This is a genomic window from Tessaracoccus pujii (assembly GCF_055326215.1).
The window spans coordinates 102,822-117,126 of sequence record NZ_JBUZNP010000003.1; the positions used below are offsets into that span (position 1 = coordinate 102,822).

Annotated in this window: 15 protein-coding genes; 12 read left to right on the plus strand and 3 right to left on the minus strand. The window is 69.1% G+C overall.

All coding sequences use genetic code 11. The features are described 5' to 3' along the window. Nucleotides 1-53: 53 nt before the first annotated feature. Nucleotides 54-284 (minus strand): ribbon-helix-helix protein, CopG family, encoded by a 231-nt coding sequence (locus ACZK5N_RS04710; RefSeq protein ID WP_077342021.1) that lies wholly within the window; start codon nt 282-284, stop codon nt 54-56. 286 nt (nt 285-570) lie between these two features. On the opposite strand from ACZK5N_RS04710, the gene ACZK5N_RS04715 reads away from it, so the two are divergent. The 9 genes from ACZK5N_RS04715 to ACZK5N_RS04755 all read left to right on the plus strand — a co-directional run bounded on the left by ACZK5N_RS04715 (nt 571) and on the right by ACZK5N_RS04755 (nt 9,715). Continuing rightward, the gene (locus tag ACZK5N_RS04715) at nt 571-2,334 is read left to right on the plus strand and encodes a hybrid sensor histidine kinase/response regulator (RefSeq protein ID WP_459019463.1); all 1,764 of its coding nucleotides are present in this window, start codon (nt 571-573) and stop codon (nt 2,332-2,334) included. Nucleotides 2,335-2,435: 101 nt separating this feature from the next. Next, nucleotides 2,436-3,293 (plus strand): class II fructose-bisphosphate aldolase, encoded by an 858-nt coding sequence (locus ACZK5N_RS04720; RefSeq protein ID WP_459019462.1) that lies wholly within the window; start codon nt 2,436-2,438, stop codon nt 3,291-3,293. A gap of 3 nt (nt 3,294-3,296) precedes the next feature. Continuing rightward, the gene (locus ACZK5N_RS04725) at nt 3,297-4,070 is read left to right on the plus strand and encodes an HAD-IA family hydrolase (protein ID WP_459019461.1); all 774 of its coding nucleotides are present in this window, start codon (nt 3,297-3,299) and stop codon (nt 4,068-4,070) included. A gap of 2 nt (nt 4,071-4,072) precedes the next feature. Next, the gene (gene dhaL, locus ACZK5N_RS04730; protein ID WP_459019460.1) at nt 4,073-4,708 is read left to right on the plus strand and encodes a dihydroxyacetone kinase subunit DhaL; all 636 of its coding nucleotides are present in this window, start codon (nt 4,073-4,075) and stop codon (nt 4,706-4,708) included. Between the two features lie 46 nt (nt 4,709-4,754). After that, complete coding sequence (gene dhaK / locus ACZK5N_RS04735; protein ID WP_459019459.1) at nt 4,755-5,750, plus strand: dihydroxyacetone kinase subunit DhaK; 996 nt, start codon at nt 4,755-4,757, stop codon at nt 5,748-5,750. A 118-nt stretch (nt 5,751-5,868) separates the two neighbouring features. Continuing rightward, nucleotides 5,869-7,203, plus strand: coding sequence for a transaldolase family protein (locus tag ACZK5N_RS04740; RefSeq protein ID WP_463624622.1), 1,335 nt, complete (start codon nt 5,869-5,871; stop codon nt 7,201-7,203). A 219-nt stretch (nt 7,204-7,422) separates the two neighbouring features. Beyond that, the gene (locus ACZK5N_RS04745) at nt 7,423-8,331 is read left to right on the plus strand and encodes a metallophosphoesterase family protein (RefSeq protein WP_463624623.1); all 909 of its coding nucleotides are present in this window, start codon (nt 7,423-7,425) and stop codon (nt 8,329-8,331) included. A gap of 605 nt (nt 8,332-8,936) precedes the next feature. Then, the gene (locus ACZK5N_RS04750; protein ID WP_459019456.1) at nt 8,937-9,323 is read left to right on the plus strand and encodes a bleomycin resistance protein; all 387 of its coding nucleotides are present in this window, start codon (nt 8,937-8,939) and stop codon (nt 9,321-9,323) included. Next, nucleotides 9,320-9,715, plus strand: a complete 396-nt coding sequence (locus ACZK5N_RS04755) for a (R)-mandelonitrile lyase (protein WP_463624624.1) — start codon at nt 9,320-9,322, stop codon at nt 9,713-9,715. Before ACZK5N_RS04750 ends, ACZK5N_RS04755 begins: the two co-directional genes overlap by 4 nt. A 152-nt stretch (nt 9,716-9,867) precedes the next feature. On the opposite strand, the gene ACZK5N_RS04760 is transcribed toward ACZK5N_RS04755, so the two are convergent. Next, on the minus strand, nt 9,868-10,788 hold the full coding sequence (locus tag ACZK5N_RS04760; protein ID WP_463624625.1) for a LysR family transcriptional regulator: 921 nt from the start codon (nt 10,786-10,788) through the stop codon (nt 9,868-9,870). Between the two features lie 70 nt (nt 10,789-10,858). On the opposite strand from ACZK5N_RS04760, the gene ACZK5N_RS04765 reads away from it, so the two are divergent. Beyond that, a complete protein-coding gene (locus ACZK5N_RS04765; protein WP_463624626.1) occupies nt 10,859-11,857 on the plus strand; it encodes a YeiH family protein in 999 nt (332 codons plus the stop codon). A 162-nt stretch (nt 11,858-12,019) separates the two neighbouring features. Further along, nucleotides 12,020-12,241, plus strand: coding sequence for a hypothetical protein (locus ACZK5N_RS04770; RefSeq protein WP_463624627.1), 222 nt, complete (start codon nt 12,020-12,022; stop codon nt 12,239-12,241). A gap of 222 nt (nt 12,242-12,463) precedes the next feature. On the opposite strand, the gene ACZK5N_RS04775 is transcribed toward ACZK5N_RS04770, so the two are convergent. Beyond that, nucleotides 12,464-13,735, minus strand: coding sequence for an MFS transporter (locus ACZK5N_RS04775; RefSeq protein WP_463624628.1), 1,272 nt, complete (start codon nt 13,733-13,735; stop codon nt 12,464-12,466). Between the two features lie 154 nt (nt 13,736-13,889). Here ACZK5N_RS04775 and ACZK5N_RS04780 point away from each other — a divergent pair, with 154 nt between their 5' ends. Further along, complete coding sequence (locus ACZK5N_RS04780; RefSeq protein WP_463624629.1) at nt 13,890-14,282, plus strand: nuclear transport factor 2 family protein; 393 nt, start codon at nt 13,890-13,892, stop codon at nt 14,280-14,282. Nucleotides 14,283-14,305 lie beyond the last annotated feature (23 nt).

The following is a 14,305-nucleotide window of genomic DNA, read 5'->3' on the forward strand; positions in this document are numbered from 1 at the left end:
CTGGACTGCGTCCTCCGCCGAGACTCCGTGCTTCAGAGGGCTCGTGTGGACCTTCACGCGGCGAAGTGGGTGAGCGCAAAGCGGATGGCCTCGGACCGAGTCATGTGACTCTTGGCAGCAGCAGCATCCAAGGCCTCCAGTTCCTCGCTCGTCAGTCTGACCGCGACAACCTGCATTGGCTCCGCTCCCCGCCCAGGGCGACCTCGCCCGCGTCGCTTGAGCTGATCGACGTCGTAGCCGCGCTCAGCCTCGTCGGCCCACTTCTGGATCTGCTCGTCACTCATGCGCAATAGTGTATGACGAAACTACCATCCGGCCCAGGGGGAGAAGTGCGCGCGCCCCACCGACATGCCCTACTTCAACTCCGGCAGCTGCGTCTACCGTCGGCGAGCCACTGAGCACGCCGCTTGCCGCTACCACTACGGGTAGCCCGGCATGCCGCGACCTCTCGGACGACTGGTGTCATGCGACGACAGATTTCGCCTCCACGATTGAGGACCGGTTGGCGAACGCCCCTACGCGCAGCGTGCCCGCGTAGACTGAGACGATCCCCTGATCACCAGGAGCGCAATGAGGCAGCCGGAGCAGCGTGACCTTGCGTCGCTGGATACCCTCAGCCGCGTCGCCAACGACCTGGCGGGCGAGTTCCGGCTGGAGCCACTGCTGGAACTCATCCTGCGCAGTTCGGTCACGCTGTTGGGATGTGAGAGCGGCTCCCTCTGCCTTGTGGAGCCGCACACCCACACCTACCGCAAGCAGATCGACATGCAGGCGGGATGCCAGGCGGGGCGGGTGTTCCCGCTCGACGAGGGCGTGACGGGCGCCGTCGCTCGCGCGGGACGGCCGATCATCTTCCGCCACTACGCCGACGTACCCGGGGGCCACGTCTCCCCCGACAGCCCGCTGTACACCAGGGCGGTGATCGGCGTCCCCATCCGCCTCAAATCGGACCTGCTCGGCTCCCTCGTCGTCTTCGCCCCAGATGCTGAGCACTGCTTCGGCGAAGCCGACGCGCAGCTCCTGCAACGCTTCGCCACCCACGCGGCCATCGCCATGGCCAATGCCCGGCTGCACGCCGAGGCGGCGGACCGCGCGAAGGCGGCCGCGGTGTGGGCCGAGCGGGAGCGCTCGATGCTCGACGTCCACGACGCCCTCGGGCGCGGGCTCGCCACGGTGCTGCTGGAATTGGCCCACGCGGAAGAGCTGGCCCTCGCGGATCAACCGGTGGGCGCCGCCCTGAAGGCGGTGCGGCGAGAGGTGGAGTGGGTGCTGCGCGACGGTCGGCGCGCGGTCTGGGGGCTGCCGGATTCGTTCGACGGCCGCTCGGTCGAGGAGGCGTTGGCGCTGGAGCTGGAGTGGACCGAGGCTATCGCCGGGGTGGCGACGTCGTTCCGCACCTTCGGCGACCCGCAGCCGCTGCGCCCGGAGGTGGCCACTCAGCTGGTGCGGATCGTCAAGGAGAGCCTCACCAACGTCGCCCAGCACGCCGATGCGCGCACCGTCCGGCTCGGGCTGGTCTACCTGAGCGAGGGAGTGGCCGTGATCGTCGAGGACGACGGCCGGGGGTTCGACCTCAATGACCGCAGCGCCACCGGCATGGGCCTGTCCGGGCTGGCCTCCCGGGCCACCCAGATGGGCGGGCGCGTGCACCTGGACTCGACGCCCGGCTGGGGCACCCGCGTCCGGGCGGACCTGCCCTACCGCGCCACCCCCGAGGTAGCCGATGCCGCCAGGTTGCGGGTGGTGGTGGTCCATGACCAGCCGGCGCTCCGGGCCGGGGTCGTGCGGCTTCTGGACCTCGGCGAGCCCGGTGTTCAAGTGGTGGCGGAGATCGCCGAGTCCCGCGCCGCGGCGGATGCGGTGAGGTTGCTGGCACCCGACGTCGTGCTGGCCGGGAGCCGTGTCTGCCGCACCGACGGCGCGGGGCTGATCACGGAGCTGCGCCAGGTGGACCCCGAACTTCCGGTGGTGGTGCTGCTCGACGACGACGGAGACCAGGCAATGCGCGAGTTCAGCGCCGTCGGGGTGAAGTGCATAGTGCCTCGCGACGCGGACGGCACCGCGCTGGGCAGGGCCGTCGTGGCCGCCGCGCAGGGCGACGTGCTGGTGTTCAGCGGCATCCTCGAGCAACTGGACCAGCGGCCCACTCCGGCGAGGCCCAACCACCTGACCGCGCGGGAGCACGAGATGTTGGAGTTGCTGCGCGAAGGTCTCGCGGACAAGCAGATCGCCACTCGGCTGCAGATCTCGGTGAAGACCGTGGAGAAACACGTCGGTTCGGTGCTGCGCAAGAACGGCGTGCACAGCCGCACCGAGCTGCTGGTGCAGGCCTGACCCCACCAGGCCCCCCATACAGGGGTGGGGGAATTCCCCATATCGCCTAGCCGCGCCGCTGCCTAGGGTGGAAGGACCGCAGGTTCTACCCAGGAGCAACGATGCCCACCACTCCTCTACCGGAGATCCTCGCGCCGGCCTTCAAGGAGCGCTACGGCGTGCCCGCCATCAACGTGTTCAACGAGCTGAGCATGGCCAGCGTGCTGGCCGGTGCGGTGGAAGCGCGTTCCCCGCTGATCGTGCAGACGTCGGTCAAGACGGTCAAACAGGTCGGCGCGCCGGTGTTGTTCGCGATCTGGGAGTCGCTGACCAGGAACATCGACATCCCGGTGGCGCTGCACCTGGACCACTGCCCGGACCGCGCGGTGATCACCGAGTGCCTGGAGACGGGCTGGGACGCGGTGCTGTTCGACGCGCACGAGTTGCCGGTGGAGGAGAACCAGCGCCAGACGATCGAGGTGGTGGCCGAGGCGCGGCGCCACGGGGCCGCCGTCGAAGGCGAGATCGAGGCCATCATGGGCGTCGAGGACGGGCTCGGCAGCGACGCCCCCAGCGAACGTCAGACCCTTGACGTGCAGTTGCGCTACCTCGAGGCGACGGGCGTGGACGTGTTCGCGCCCGCGCTGGGGAATGCGCACGGCGCCTACAAGACGGCCCCGGTCCTGGACTTCGAACGCGTCAGCGCCATCGTCGAAGCCCACCCGGTGCCGATCGCGCTGCACGGCGGCAGCGGGCTCTCCGATGATCAGTTCCGGGAGATGATCGCGCGCGGGTGCGCGAAGGTGAACATCTCCACCGCTCTGAAGCAGGCCTTCATGAAGTCCGGCCTGGAGTACCTGAAGGAGTGCGAGAGCAAGGACAAGTGGGAACCCGTCAAGCTGTTCGACGTGCAGGCCGACGCCATGCGCAGGCTCGCCATCGACATGGCCACCATCTTCGGAAGCGCAGGGAAGGCCTGAGCGATGACCGCCCTCATCTTCGACTGCGACGGCGTGCTCGCCGACACCGAGCGCGACGGCCACCTACCCGCGTTCAACCAGACCTTCCGGGAGTTCGGCCTCCCGATCACCTGGTCCCAGGAGCGTTACGGCGAACTCCTCGAGATCGGCGGCGGCAAGGAACGCATGGCCAGCGAGATCACCCCCGAGTTCGCCGCGGAACACGGCCGCGCTGACGAGGAGGCCCGCGCTGAGCTGATCGGTCAGCTCCACAAGCGCAAGTCGGCCCTCTTCCAGGAACGGGCGCGCGCGGGTGAGCTGCCCGCCCGGCCCGGGATCCACCGCATCATCACGGAAGCCCTCGCCGAGGGCTGGACGGTCGCCGTCGCCTCCACCTCCGCGGAGCCGTCGGTGCGTGCCGTGCTGGAGCACGCCGTCGGCGCGGAGGCAGCTGCGAAGTGTCACGTCTTTGCCGGCGACATCGTCGCTCACAAGAAGCCGGCGCCGGACATCTACCTGAAGGTCCTCGATGACCTGGGGCTTGACCCGGCCGACTGCCTGGTGGTCGAGGACAGCGGCATCGGCTGCGCGTCGGCCCTCGCCGCCGGCCTCACCACGTTGGTCACCGTCAGCACCTACACCCACAACGACGACTTCACCGGAGCGGTCCGCGTGGTGGAGCACCTTGGGGATCCGGGTAACCCGGTCCCCTCCACCGACTTGGCGGGCGATCTCGGGGGGCGCATCGTCGAGCTCTCCGACATCGTCCGCCTCATCCCCACCACCGAGAAGGAGTAGCAATGCCGGGAAACATCGCCGACGTCGAACGCGTCGTCCACACACTCGCGGAAGCCATCTGTGAGAACGAGAAGTACTTCGGTGAACTGGACGCGGTCGTCGGCGACGGCGACTTCGGCTACTCACTGGCCCGCGGATTCGAGATCGTCCTGGAGAAGTGGGACGAGTTCGACCGCACCGACCCCGGAGTGCTCATCACCAAGGTCGCGATGGCATTCTCGGCGCGTGTCGGGGGCACCTCCGGGCCGATCTGGGGTACCGCCTTCCTCCGGATGGGAAGCGCACTCAAGGGCTCCGACGAGTTCACCGCCGCCGACGTGGTGCGCGGGCTGCGCGCCGCCGTCGAAGGGATCAAGGCCAGAGGCCACGCCGAGCTCGGGGAGAAGACCCTCCTCGACGCTCTGTGCCCCGCGATCGACACGTTGGAGGCCGAGATCGAGAAGGGGTCCACGGCCGCCGCGGCGATGCGAGCCTTCGCCGACACCGCACGACGCGAGGCCGAGGCCACCGCGCAACTGCAGGCCCGCCGTGGCCGCGCCAGCTACACCGGCGAACGCAGCATCGGATCGGTGGATGCGGGGGCGATGGCTATCGCCGTCCTCGCCGAGCGGCTCGCCGACACCTGGCCCACCGACTGACCCAGAACCCACACCACCACCAGCAGCCACCAGCAAAGGGGAGACAATGAAGAAGTTCGTCAACGATCCGAAGCAGTTCGTTCCCGAGATGCTCAAGGGAATCGCGCTCGCCAACCCGGACACGATCAAGTACGTACCCGAGTACAACCTGATCATGCGCGCTGATGCGCCCAACAACAACAAGGTCAGCATCGTCCAGGGCTCCGGCTCCGGCCACGAGCCCGCACACGTGATGGTGGTGGGCAAGGGAATGCTCGACGCCGCGTGCCCCGGTGACGTGTTCTCCGCCCCACCGGCGGACTACGTCTACGAGACCGCCAAGCTCGTCGCCTCTGACAAGGGCGTCCTGCTGCTGGTCAACAACTACACCGGTGACCGGATGGCGTTCGAGATGGCCCAGGAAATGGCCGAGGCCGACGGCGTGACCTGCGACACCCTGTTCATCGACGACGACGTCGCCGTGCAGGACTCGCTCTACACCGTCGGACGCCGCGGCGTGGCCGGCAACTTCTTCGTCATGAAGGCGTGCGGCGCGCTGGCCGAGGAGGGCGCGAGCCTGGCCGAGGTCAAGGCGATCGGCGAGAAGGTCAACTCCGTGGCACGCACCATGGGCGTGGCGCTCACCGCGTGCACCCCGCCGGCCAAGGGTGAGCCGCTCTTCCAGCTCGGAGACGACGAGATGGAACTCGGCGTCGGCATCCACGGCGAGCCGGGCCGTCGTCGCGCGAAGATGGTCTCTGCCGATGAGATCGTCGAGGAGATGCTGGATGCGATCGTGCCCGACCTGCCCTACGAGTCCGGCGACCGCGTCGCGTTGATGGTCAACGGCCTGGGCGGCACCCCGATCAGCGAGCTGTACCTGCTCTACGGCATCGCCGCGGAGAAGCTCCAGGCCAAGGGCTTGACCATTGCCCGCAGCTACGTCGGCGAGTACTGCACCTCGCTGGAGATGGCCGGCGCATCGATCACCCTGGTGAAGCTCGACGATGAGATCGAGCGCCTGCTCGAGGCACCAGCGGAGATTGTGAACCGCATCTTCTGATCCCCTCGGCTCAGCGCCTCTACCCGCCGCTCGTTCCTCGCGGGCTGCCCAGCAAGGCAGCCACGCGAGGAACGGGCGTCCCGACGTCGCCATCTCCTCACAGAACAGGAGCACCACCATGACTGCCCCGGCCATCGGGAGGCCATCACTGAGGTCGACGCTGGAGGCGCTGGGGGCACCTCCGGTGCGGGGGGAGGATGAGTACGTCGCACGCGTGGCGCGCATGCCCATCGATGCGGCGCTGTACCGCGAACTCGCCGGCACGGTCAATCACGTGGGCGTCACCGACGAGTTCCGGGCCGTGGTGGACCACTTCGGGACCCCCGCTGGACACACGCCCGCAGGCTTCCGGGTGGAGTTGGAGCGGCACGCCGCCGGCGTCCTGCGGGCGGACCTGGTCCGCGACATCTCGCGAGACGTCGACGGCGTCCCGCGCCCGACGAAGGTCCTGCTCTCCGCCGACACGGCCAACCCCTACGAGCTGGCGCCGATCGCCCCTCTGGTGGCCAACCTCACCTGCAACCCCGGCATCATCTACGACCTGTTCATCAACAACGAATCGGCCAACGTCGGACACAAGTTCCACACGCGCGACGAGGTGATGGGCGAACTCGGCAGGATCCTCGGCCCCGGCGCCGACATCAGCGTGGAGCTGAACAATCCCTTCGATCCCGATTTCGAACGGGTGTTGGCGGAGGCCGAGGCGATGCGGGAGGTCCTGTCACGCTGGCGGGTGGTCATCAAGGTCCCGCACACCGGCCCGGTCAACGGGGCCAACGTCGAGCAACTTCTGGGTGGTTCGACGAGGCTCACCCAGCGCTGGTGGGAGCCCGCTACCAGGGATGCCTTCCTAGGTCACGATCTGGCGCTCAGGCTCCGCGACCACGGCTTCCGGGTGAACTTCACGCTCATGTTCGAACCCCATCAGGCCCTGCTCGCCTTGCAGGCGAAGCCGGCGTTCATCAATTCCTTCGTGCGCCACCGGCTGATTCAGACGCAGCGGATGGCGGCCCTGCTGGAGGAGCACTCCAACTCCGGCGACGAGTCGATGCTGGAGCAGCTCCGCGACTACATGATCGCCAGCGACATGCTCGCCGAGGGGGACGACGGGTTCGAGCTGTCGAAGGTGCGGGAACGCGCCGAGTGGCTCGTCCGTTACCGCCGCTACCGCGAGCCTGAGGGCTCCGACGGCCTGGACTGTGTCCGACACAACCTGCGGGTGCTGCGCGCTGCCAACCTGCCTGAGACCAGGCTGATCATCTGCTCGATGGAGGGCGATTCGATGTACCCCGACATTGACCGCCTACTCACCGAACCGGAGTTCACCGACATGACCGGGCAGGTGGTGGTCACTGCGGAGCCCCGCTACCTCGCCCGCTTCGCCTCCGCGAGCCTGGTGGTCAGTTACCAGCGCCGCTTCATGAAGGCCGCCCGAAGCGCGCCCACCGGTTGACCCGACGCGACGCGGGCCGCCGGCCTCCACCAGCGGCCGAGGCCCTGCGCGTTGCGGTCTGGTCTGACGTTGCCGGGTGCGAAGGTGTCGGTGCTACTCATCGTGGGGGGCGCGGGAGTCCAGGAGTCGCGGCTCGCAGCCACCTCGGCGATTGGCGGACGCCCCCGTCGCCACCGACCTATGATCGGAGGCACACGACCGAGCATGGCGGTGATTGCTGTGAAGACGATGACACGGCTGACGGAGGCCTACAGGGACGCCCGCGTCGAGCTCATCGACGACACCTCCCGCTACGTCATCATGAGCGACTGCCATCGCGGGGACGGCTCCAAGTCCGACGAGTTCCTCAAGAACAAGAACTCGTTCACGGCCGCGATGAACTACTACTGGAAGAACGGCTTCACCTACGTGGAGGCCGGCGACGGCGACGAGCTCTGGGAGCACGACTACAAGCACATCATCAGGGCCAACCGCGCCGTGTGGGAGCAGCTGCTCCAGTTCCACCACGCGGGCAGACTGATCCGGATGTGGGGCAACCATGACCTGGTCTTGAGAGAGCCCGGGTACGTCCGTGAGCACCTGTGGACCGCGAAGGACGCGGTGACCGGCGAGATCGAGCCGTTCTTCCACGGATTGGAGGCGGTGGAGGCGGTCGTGTTCCGGCACCGGAAGACCGGGCAGGACATCCTGCTCGTGCACGGGCACCAGGGCGACTTCCCCAACGACCAGGCCTGGAGGTTCAGCCGGTTCATGATGCGCGCGTTCTGGAGGTATGCGCACGCGTTCGGGTTCCACAGCCCCACGAGCCCCGTGGCCAACTCCGACAAGCGGCACAAGGTGGAGCGCAACTACGTGAAGTGGATCCGCAACAACGGCATCGCACTGATCTGCGGCCACACCCACCGCGAGAAGTTCCCGCGCGCCAACCAGATGCCCTACTTCAACTCCGGCAGCTGCGTCTACCCGTCGCACATCACCGCACTGGAGATCGAGAACGGCGCCATCTCTCTCGTCCGATGGCGTGTCGACCCCAACGAGGACGCGATCCTGCAGGTCACCCGCCGAGTGATGGCGGGACCGGAGCCGCTGTCCACATACGATCTTCGCCGCTCGTCGACGAGCCACTGACCCGGTACTTATTCGCTACGCGCTCGACTGCTCCGACGGCACGGCTTGATACCGAACGTCGCCGACCACGAGAACGTTTAGTTCTATTCGCCGCGGCAACCGCTGAACAAGGTGCCTGGAGGCTCGACTTTGTTTAGTTCATTTTGCTGTTCATTCGAGTGAACAAAGTCAGGAGAGACGATGGCCCGAGGACGCCCTTCCCGGGCCACGGTCCATGCCCGGCTCGACAGCCAACTTGCCGAGCTACGCACCAGACTCGGAGGGCTCCCCTCTCCCGAGGAGTCCGCGTACGTGTGGACCGACATCTGGCACCTGGAAGCCCACCACTCCACAGCCTTGGAAGGCAACACCCTGGTCCTGCGCGAGGTGGATTCCCAACGTGGCCGGGCCCGCGAAGCTCGTCCCCATTGCGGCCCTCGTCGACGCCGACCTCAGCCTCGTCGCGATCCGAGCGGCCGCCCAACGCGGACGACTCGTTGCCCACCAACGCAGCGACGGGCTATGGCTCAGCTCCGCAGGGCAGTGGACACCTACAAGGAATCACGCCACCGCGGAGCGCGCCCTACCACCGACTGAGCGCACAAGCCGAGTGTTAGGGTCCGAGGATGGTCGACCACGCCACGCCGAACCTCCCGTCGCGCAGCTTCGCCGCGACGGTCACGTTCTACTCACGGCTCGGGTTCTCGGTCGCCTTCCAGGACTCGGGCTGGCTGATGCTTCAGCGAGGCGGGGTCACTCTCGAGTTCTTCCCTCACGCGGATCTGGATCCGGCGACGTCGTCCTTCGGAGCGTGCCTCCGCCTGGACGACGTGGACGCCTTCCATGCCGAGTGCCGGACCGCCGGCATTCCCGAGTCGACGATGGGCTGGCCGCGCGTGCACGGGCCCAGACTTGAGCCATCCGGCATGAGGATCGGCGCCCTGCTCGACCCCGACGGCTCACTGCTCCGGCTGGTCCAGAACCCTGACACACGAAAGGAAGCCACCCCATGAAGATCACCCACAGCGGCGGCCAGACAACGCAAGGACCGGCGGACTGGTTCACCGGCACGGTGTTCCTCGACGCCATCCGCACCCCGGACGAGCAGTCCGCCGTCGGCTCGGCGCACGTGAGGTTCACCCCGGGCGCGAGGACGGCCTGGCACAAGCACCCCAAGGGACAGACCCTCTACGTCACCGACGGCATCGGGTACGTCGCCCGGCGTGGCGGCGAGGTGCAGGAGATCCGCCCCGGCGACGTGGTCTACATCGAGCCGAACGAGGAGCATTGGCACGGCGCCACCGCCGACCGGTTCATGGCGCATGTCGCCATCCACGAGGCCGACGACCAGGGCGAGGTGGTCACCTGGCTCGAGCATGTCACCGCCGACGAGTACCGCGCCTGACAGGATGGTGAGCCCCATGGAAATGCAGGACTTCCGCCTCCTTCTCGGAAGTGGGCGGGGCTGACTTGCAGCTGTGAGGACGCGAGGGTCGCGGGTGACTCATGACGGCCAGGGCAGAAGGTGCGTGAGCGTTCGTACGGCTCCGCGGGGCGCTAGGAGGTCTGCGTTGACGCGGCCACGTCGACCAGCCGGCCGGCGACACCCCGAGGGTCCGTCCCACCCATCCACACGGCGCGCAGTTCCCGCTCGATGGATCCACCCTCGACGGGGACAGCGAGCACCCGGCCGTCCATGAGCGCACCACGGACGGCGTGGTTGCTCAACACGGCCGGGCCCAGCCCTGCGGCCACGGCGGCGACGATGGCGGCATTGCTCGACAACTGCGCCACGGGCGTGGCCCGCGCTGCCACACCTGCGGACGCGGCGGCCCGGTCGAGGAAGCGACGGGTCCCCGATCCGGGCTCCCGCTCGACGAGCGGCGTACGGGCCAACTCCTGTAGCGTCACGGCACCGCGACGCTCGGCCCACGCATGCTCGGGAGGGATGATCACGACGAGGCGGTCGCGGCCCACCAGCCGGCTGGACACGTCGTCGGGCACGTCCGGCGACTCGATGAACCCGACGGCCACCCGCGCGTGCCGCACCGCCTCAATCACAGCGTCGGAGTTGAGGATCTCCAGGGAGACGGCGGCCTCAGGGTGGCTGCGCCGCAGCGCCGCCAGCCACACGGGGGCGAGGTACTCCGCGATCGTCATGCTCGCTGCAACTGTCACCGCTCCCCCGGCGGTGGCCGTCACCGCGCCGGCTCCGGCCATGAGCCGGTCCATGGCCTCGACCACCTCCCGCGCCCAGCCCACCACCAGCGCCCCCTCGGGCGTGACGTCGGAGCCGGCGGCGCTGCGCCGCACGACGGCGAACCCGAGCCGTCGCTCCAGCCCGGCCAGGGCGCGGCTCGCGTTGGATTGCGCCATGCCGATCTCCCGGGCGGCGGCGCCCAGCGACCCCTGCTCGGCGACGGCGACCAGCAGCCGCAGGGCAGGGAGGCCGGGCTCGTCGGGCGCTATGGCGGTCATATCGCGATCATATGGGTTGCTGTCCCGATCGGGTTACCGTCACGGGTTCCCGCCGGCGCACCGTAGAGGGGTGAACTCCCTCCGCGCCGTCGCCCCCGGCCTTGCCGCCTGCCTGGTGGCCGCCGTCGCGTCGGTCGCTGTGGGCCGCGTGGTGCCGCTCGCCAGCCCGCTGCTGGTGGCGATCCTCGCCGGCGTCGCCTGGCGGACGGTGCGCGGCACGACGGCGGGGTGGGCGCCGGGTGTCGCGGTGGCCGGCCGGCAACTGCTGCGGGTTGGGATCGTGCTGCTGGGGCTGCAGGTGTCGCTGGTGACGGTGGCCGGGCTCGGGCCCGCAACCCTGGCCCTCGTCGCGACGGCGGTCGGCGTCACCTTCGCCGCGACCGCCTGGCTGGGGCGACGCCTCGGGCTGGGCGCCGAGCAGTCGCTGCTGGTGGCCGCGGGGTTCTCGATCTGCGGCGCCGCGGCGGTCGCGGCCGCCGAGGGGGTGACCGACGCCGACGAGGAGGAGGTGGCCACGGCCGTGGCGCTGGTGGTGGTGTTCGGCACCGGGATGATCGTGGCGCTGCCTCTCCTCGTCGTCCTCCTCGGCCTGACGCCGACCGCCGCCGGGCTGTGGATCGGCGCCTCCACGCACGAGGTGGCCCAGGTGGTGGCGGCCGCGGGCCTGGTCGGGGCCGAAGCCCTGGCTGTGGCGGTCACGGTCAAACTGGCCCGGGTGGCGCTGCTGGCCCCGGTGATGGGGGTGCTCGCCGTCCGGGAGCGACGGCGCGTCCGTGCGCTGCCCGGCGGTGGGGCGCGGGATGTGCGGCTGCCGCCGGTGGTCCCGGTGTTCGTCGTCGGCTTCCTGGTCGCGATGGCCGCGCGGACGACGGGGCTGATCCCGGAGCCTGCGCTCGCGGGCCTGGGGCACGTTCAGCAGCTGCTGCTGGCCGCGGCGATGTTCGCGCTCGGGCTCGGCGTGGACCTGCGGGCCCTGGCGACGGTCGGACGCACACCGCTGGTGCTGGGCGCCGCCGCGACCCTCCTCATCGGCGCCATCGGCCTCGCGGGAGCGGTCGCGCTCGGCTAGGGACGCCGTCGACGATCAGGCACCCCGCCCTCGTGGGCCTCCCACACCGCGGCCGCCCTGTCCTCTCGCGCTGACTGAGAGTAGCGTTGAAGGATGAGTCAATCGTCCCCCGCGCTTCCAGCCCGATCCGGCTGGAAGCGCGCGCTGGGGATCCTTGGGATCGTGCTTCATGTCGTTGTGGGCTACTTCTATGTGGCGGCGGGGCTCGTCACGCCCGCACCTTGGCTGGTTGGCTTCCTCATTCTCTGGGTGGTGCTCCTGGTCGTCGCCATTTCCCTCGTGCGCCGGCACCCGTTGTGGGTGCTGGTGGTGCCCGTTCTGGCGCTTGGTCTCCTGGTGGGTGGAGTCTCGCTCGGCGAAGCCCTGCTCGGGTGGACCGCCTAGTGTCGACACCCTGAGCCATCCCTGATCTCCATCGGCGCCATCGATATCGAAGCCAGAGACCCGGCTGCGCTGGCAGCGTTCTGGGGGGCCGTCACCGGCGCCACCCCGTCCCCGGGGCGCGGACGGCGGGCCAGTCGCCGTCGGTGATCGAGTACTGCGCGGTGTCGATCACTTCGCCGCTGCGCAGGATCCGGTCCCTGGGACTCGCCGGCGCGGTCGCGATCAGCTGGTGGTCACGATCGGCGCTGTCGCCGGTGAGAGCTTCAACGCACCGAGCCAGGCCGCAGCCGCCCCCATCGCCGCCAGCGCGGGAATGAGCAGGAACGCGGTGTGCACGCCCGCGGCGTCGGCGAGCACGCCGAGTATGAACGGCACCACGCCGACGGCGACGCCGAGCGCCACCATGACCAGCCCTTGGGCTGCATCCTTGGACCCGCGCGCGGTGGAGAGCAGGATGCTGGACGCAAAGGGGTACAGCAGGCCGCAGCCCATCCCCGACACCGCAAGCCCCAGGATCGCAACCGGCGGCACCGTGGCCAGCCACAGCGCCAGCCAGCCGACTGCGGTGACGCCGAAGGCCACAATCACGAGCCGGCTCGGTGGGTAACGGGCCGTGAACCACCACGAGATCAGCCGCGAGGTCGCCATGCCCCCGATGAAGGCGGCCACCGCGGCCGCGGCCACGGCCGTCCCCGCGCCGGTGCGCTCGGTCATCAGAGGGAGCGCCCAGAACGTTGTGGCGTTCTCAATGGCCACCCCCATCAGCATGGCCAGCAGGAACCACCAGCCAGCGGCGGGCAGCTGGTCCAATGAACGCCGCAGGACCCCAATCCTCTCGGCGCCGCGAGGAGGATCGGCACTGGTCGGCCCGGACTGACCACGTGGCGTCATCGCACGCGACGCTGGCATCCGCAGCCAGACGACGGCCATGACCACACTCATCGGCACCGTCACCAGGACCACGGGGCGCCAGCCGAACCCCGCCGCCACACCGGCGCCGATCGCCACGGGGCCCAGTAGACCCACCAGCGTCCCCAGCCCGTTAGCAGTGGTGACGGCGTCCGCCGGCTTGAGCCAGTGATAGAGGACGAGCCCGGCCTGGGCCGCCGCGATGGCCATGTTGCCTCCGAGGGCGAGCACCACCGCCGCGGTCATCGTCTCAGGCAGGGACGACAGCACCGTCAACCCAACAGCGCCGGCCGCGACCAGGCCCGCCCCGAGCAGGAGGGCCCCGCGTCGGCCGAGCGCCTGGACGACGGGGGCCAGGACCCCGCCCGCCAGCGCCGTCCCGATCGCCAGCGCGGTCCCATGCAGACCGATTTCCGCCGCGCTGAAGCCCAGCTCGCCGCCCAGAATCTGGATCACCGGGCCGAACGTGTAGAGCAGCCAGCCCCACAGCACGAAAGCCCCGTAGAGACCGACGCTGAAACCGTCGAACCGGGCCGGCGCAGACGGGTCGTCGCGAGTGGTCGACACATCGTCTGGGGAGGTCACTGTCGCAGTGTAGAGACCTCGACACCAGACCCGCCTCGCGGGCCGGTGGTCGGCAGAGGTGAGCGGCGCCGCCATCGTCGGCGTCGTGGGCTCGCGGAATATGCCGAAGAGCCGCCGAGTTGCCACTGATAGCCGATCAATGAAGGGTGCGCAGGTGTCTGGATACGAGCGCGAGCAGATCAACAAGCGGAACGTGCAGGAGTTCTACGACCTCATGTTCAACCAGTGCCGGCCGGCCGAGGCGATCCAGCGCTACGCCGGCGACACCTACACCCAGCACAATCCCCATGTCGGCGACGGCAAGGAGGCCTTCGTCGAGTACTTCGAGCGGATGGGCGCCCAATACCCCGGCAAGAGGGTCGAGTTCGTTCGTGCGATCGCCGAGGACGACTACGTCGTGCTGCACTGCCGCCAGACCTGGCCGGGCGACCACGACTACGCCGGGATCGACATCTTCCGCCTCGACGCGAACGGAAAGGTCGTCGAGCATTGGGACGTGCTGCAGGTGGTGCCCGACCATTCGGCGAACGCCAACGGCATGTTCTGAGCTCACAGCGGGGGCTGGGTGGA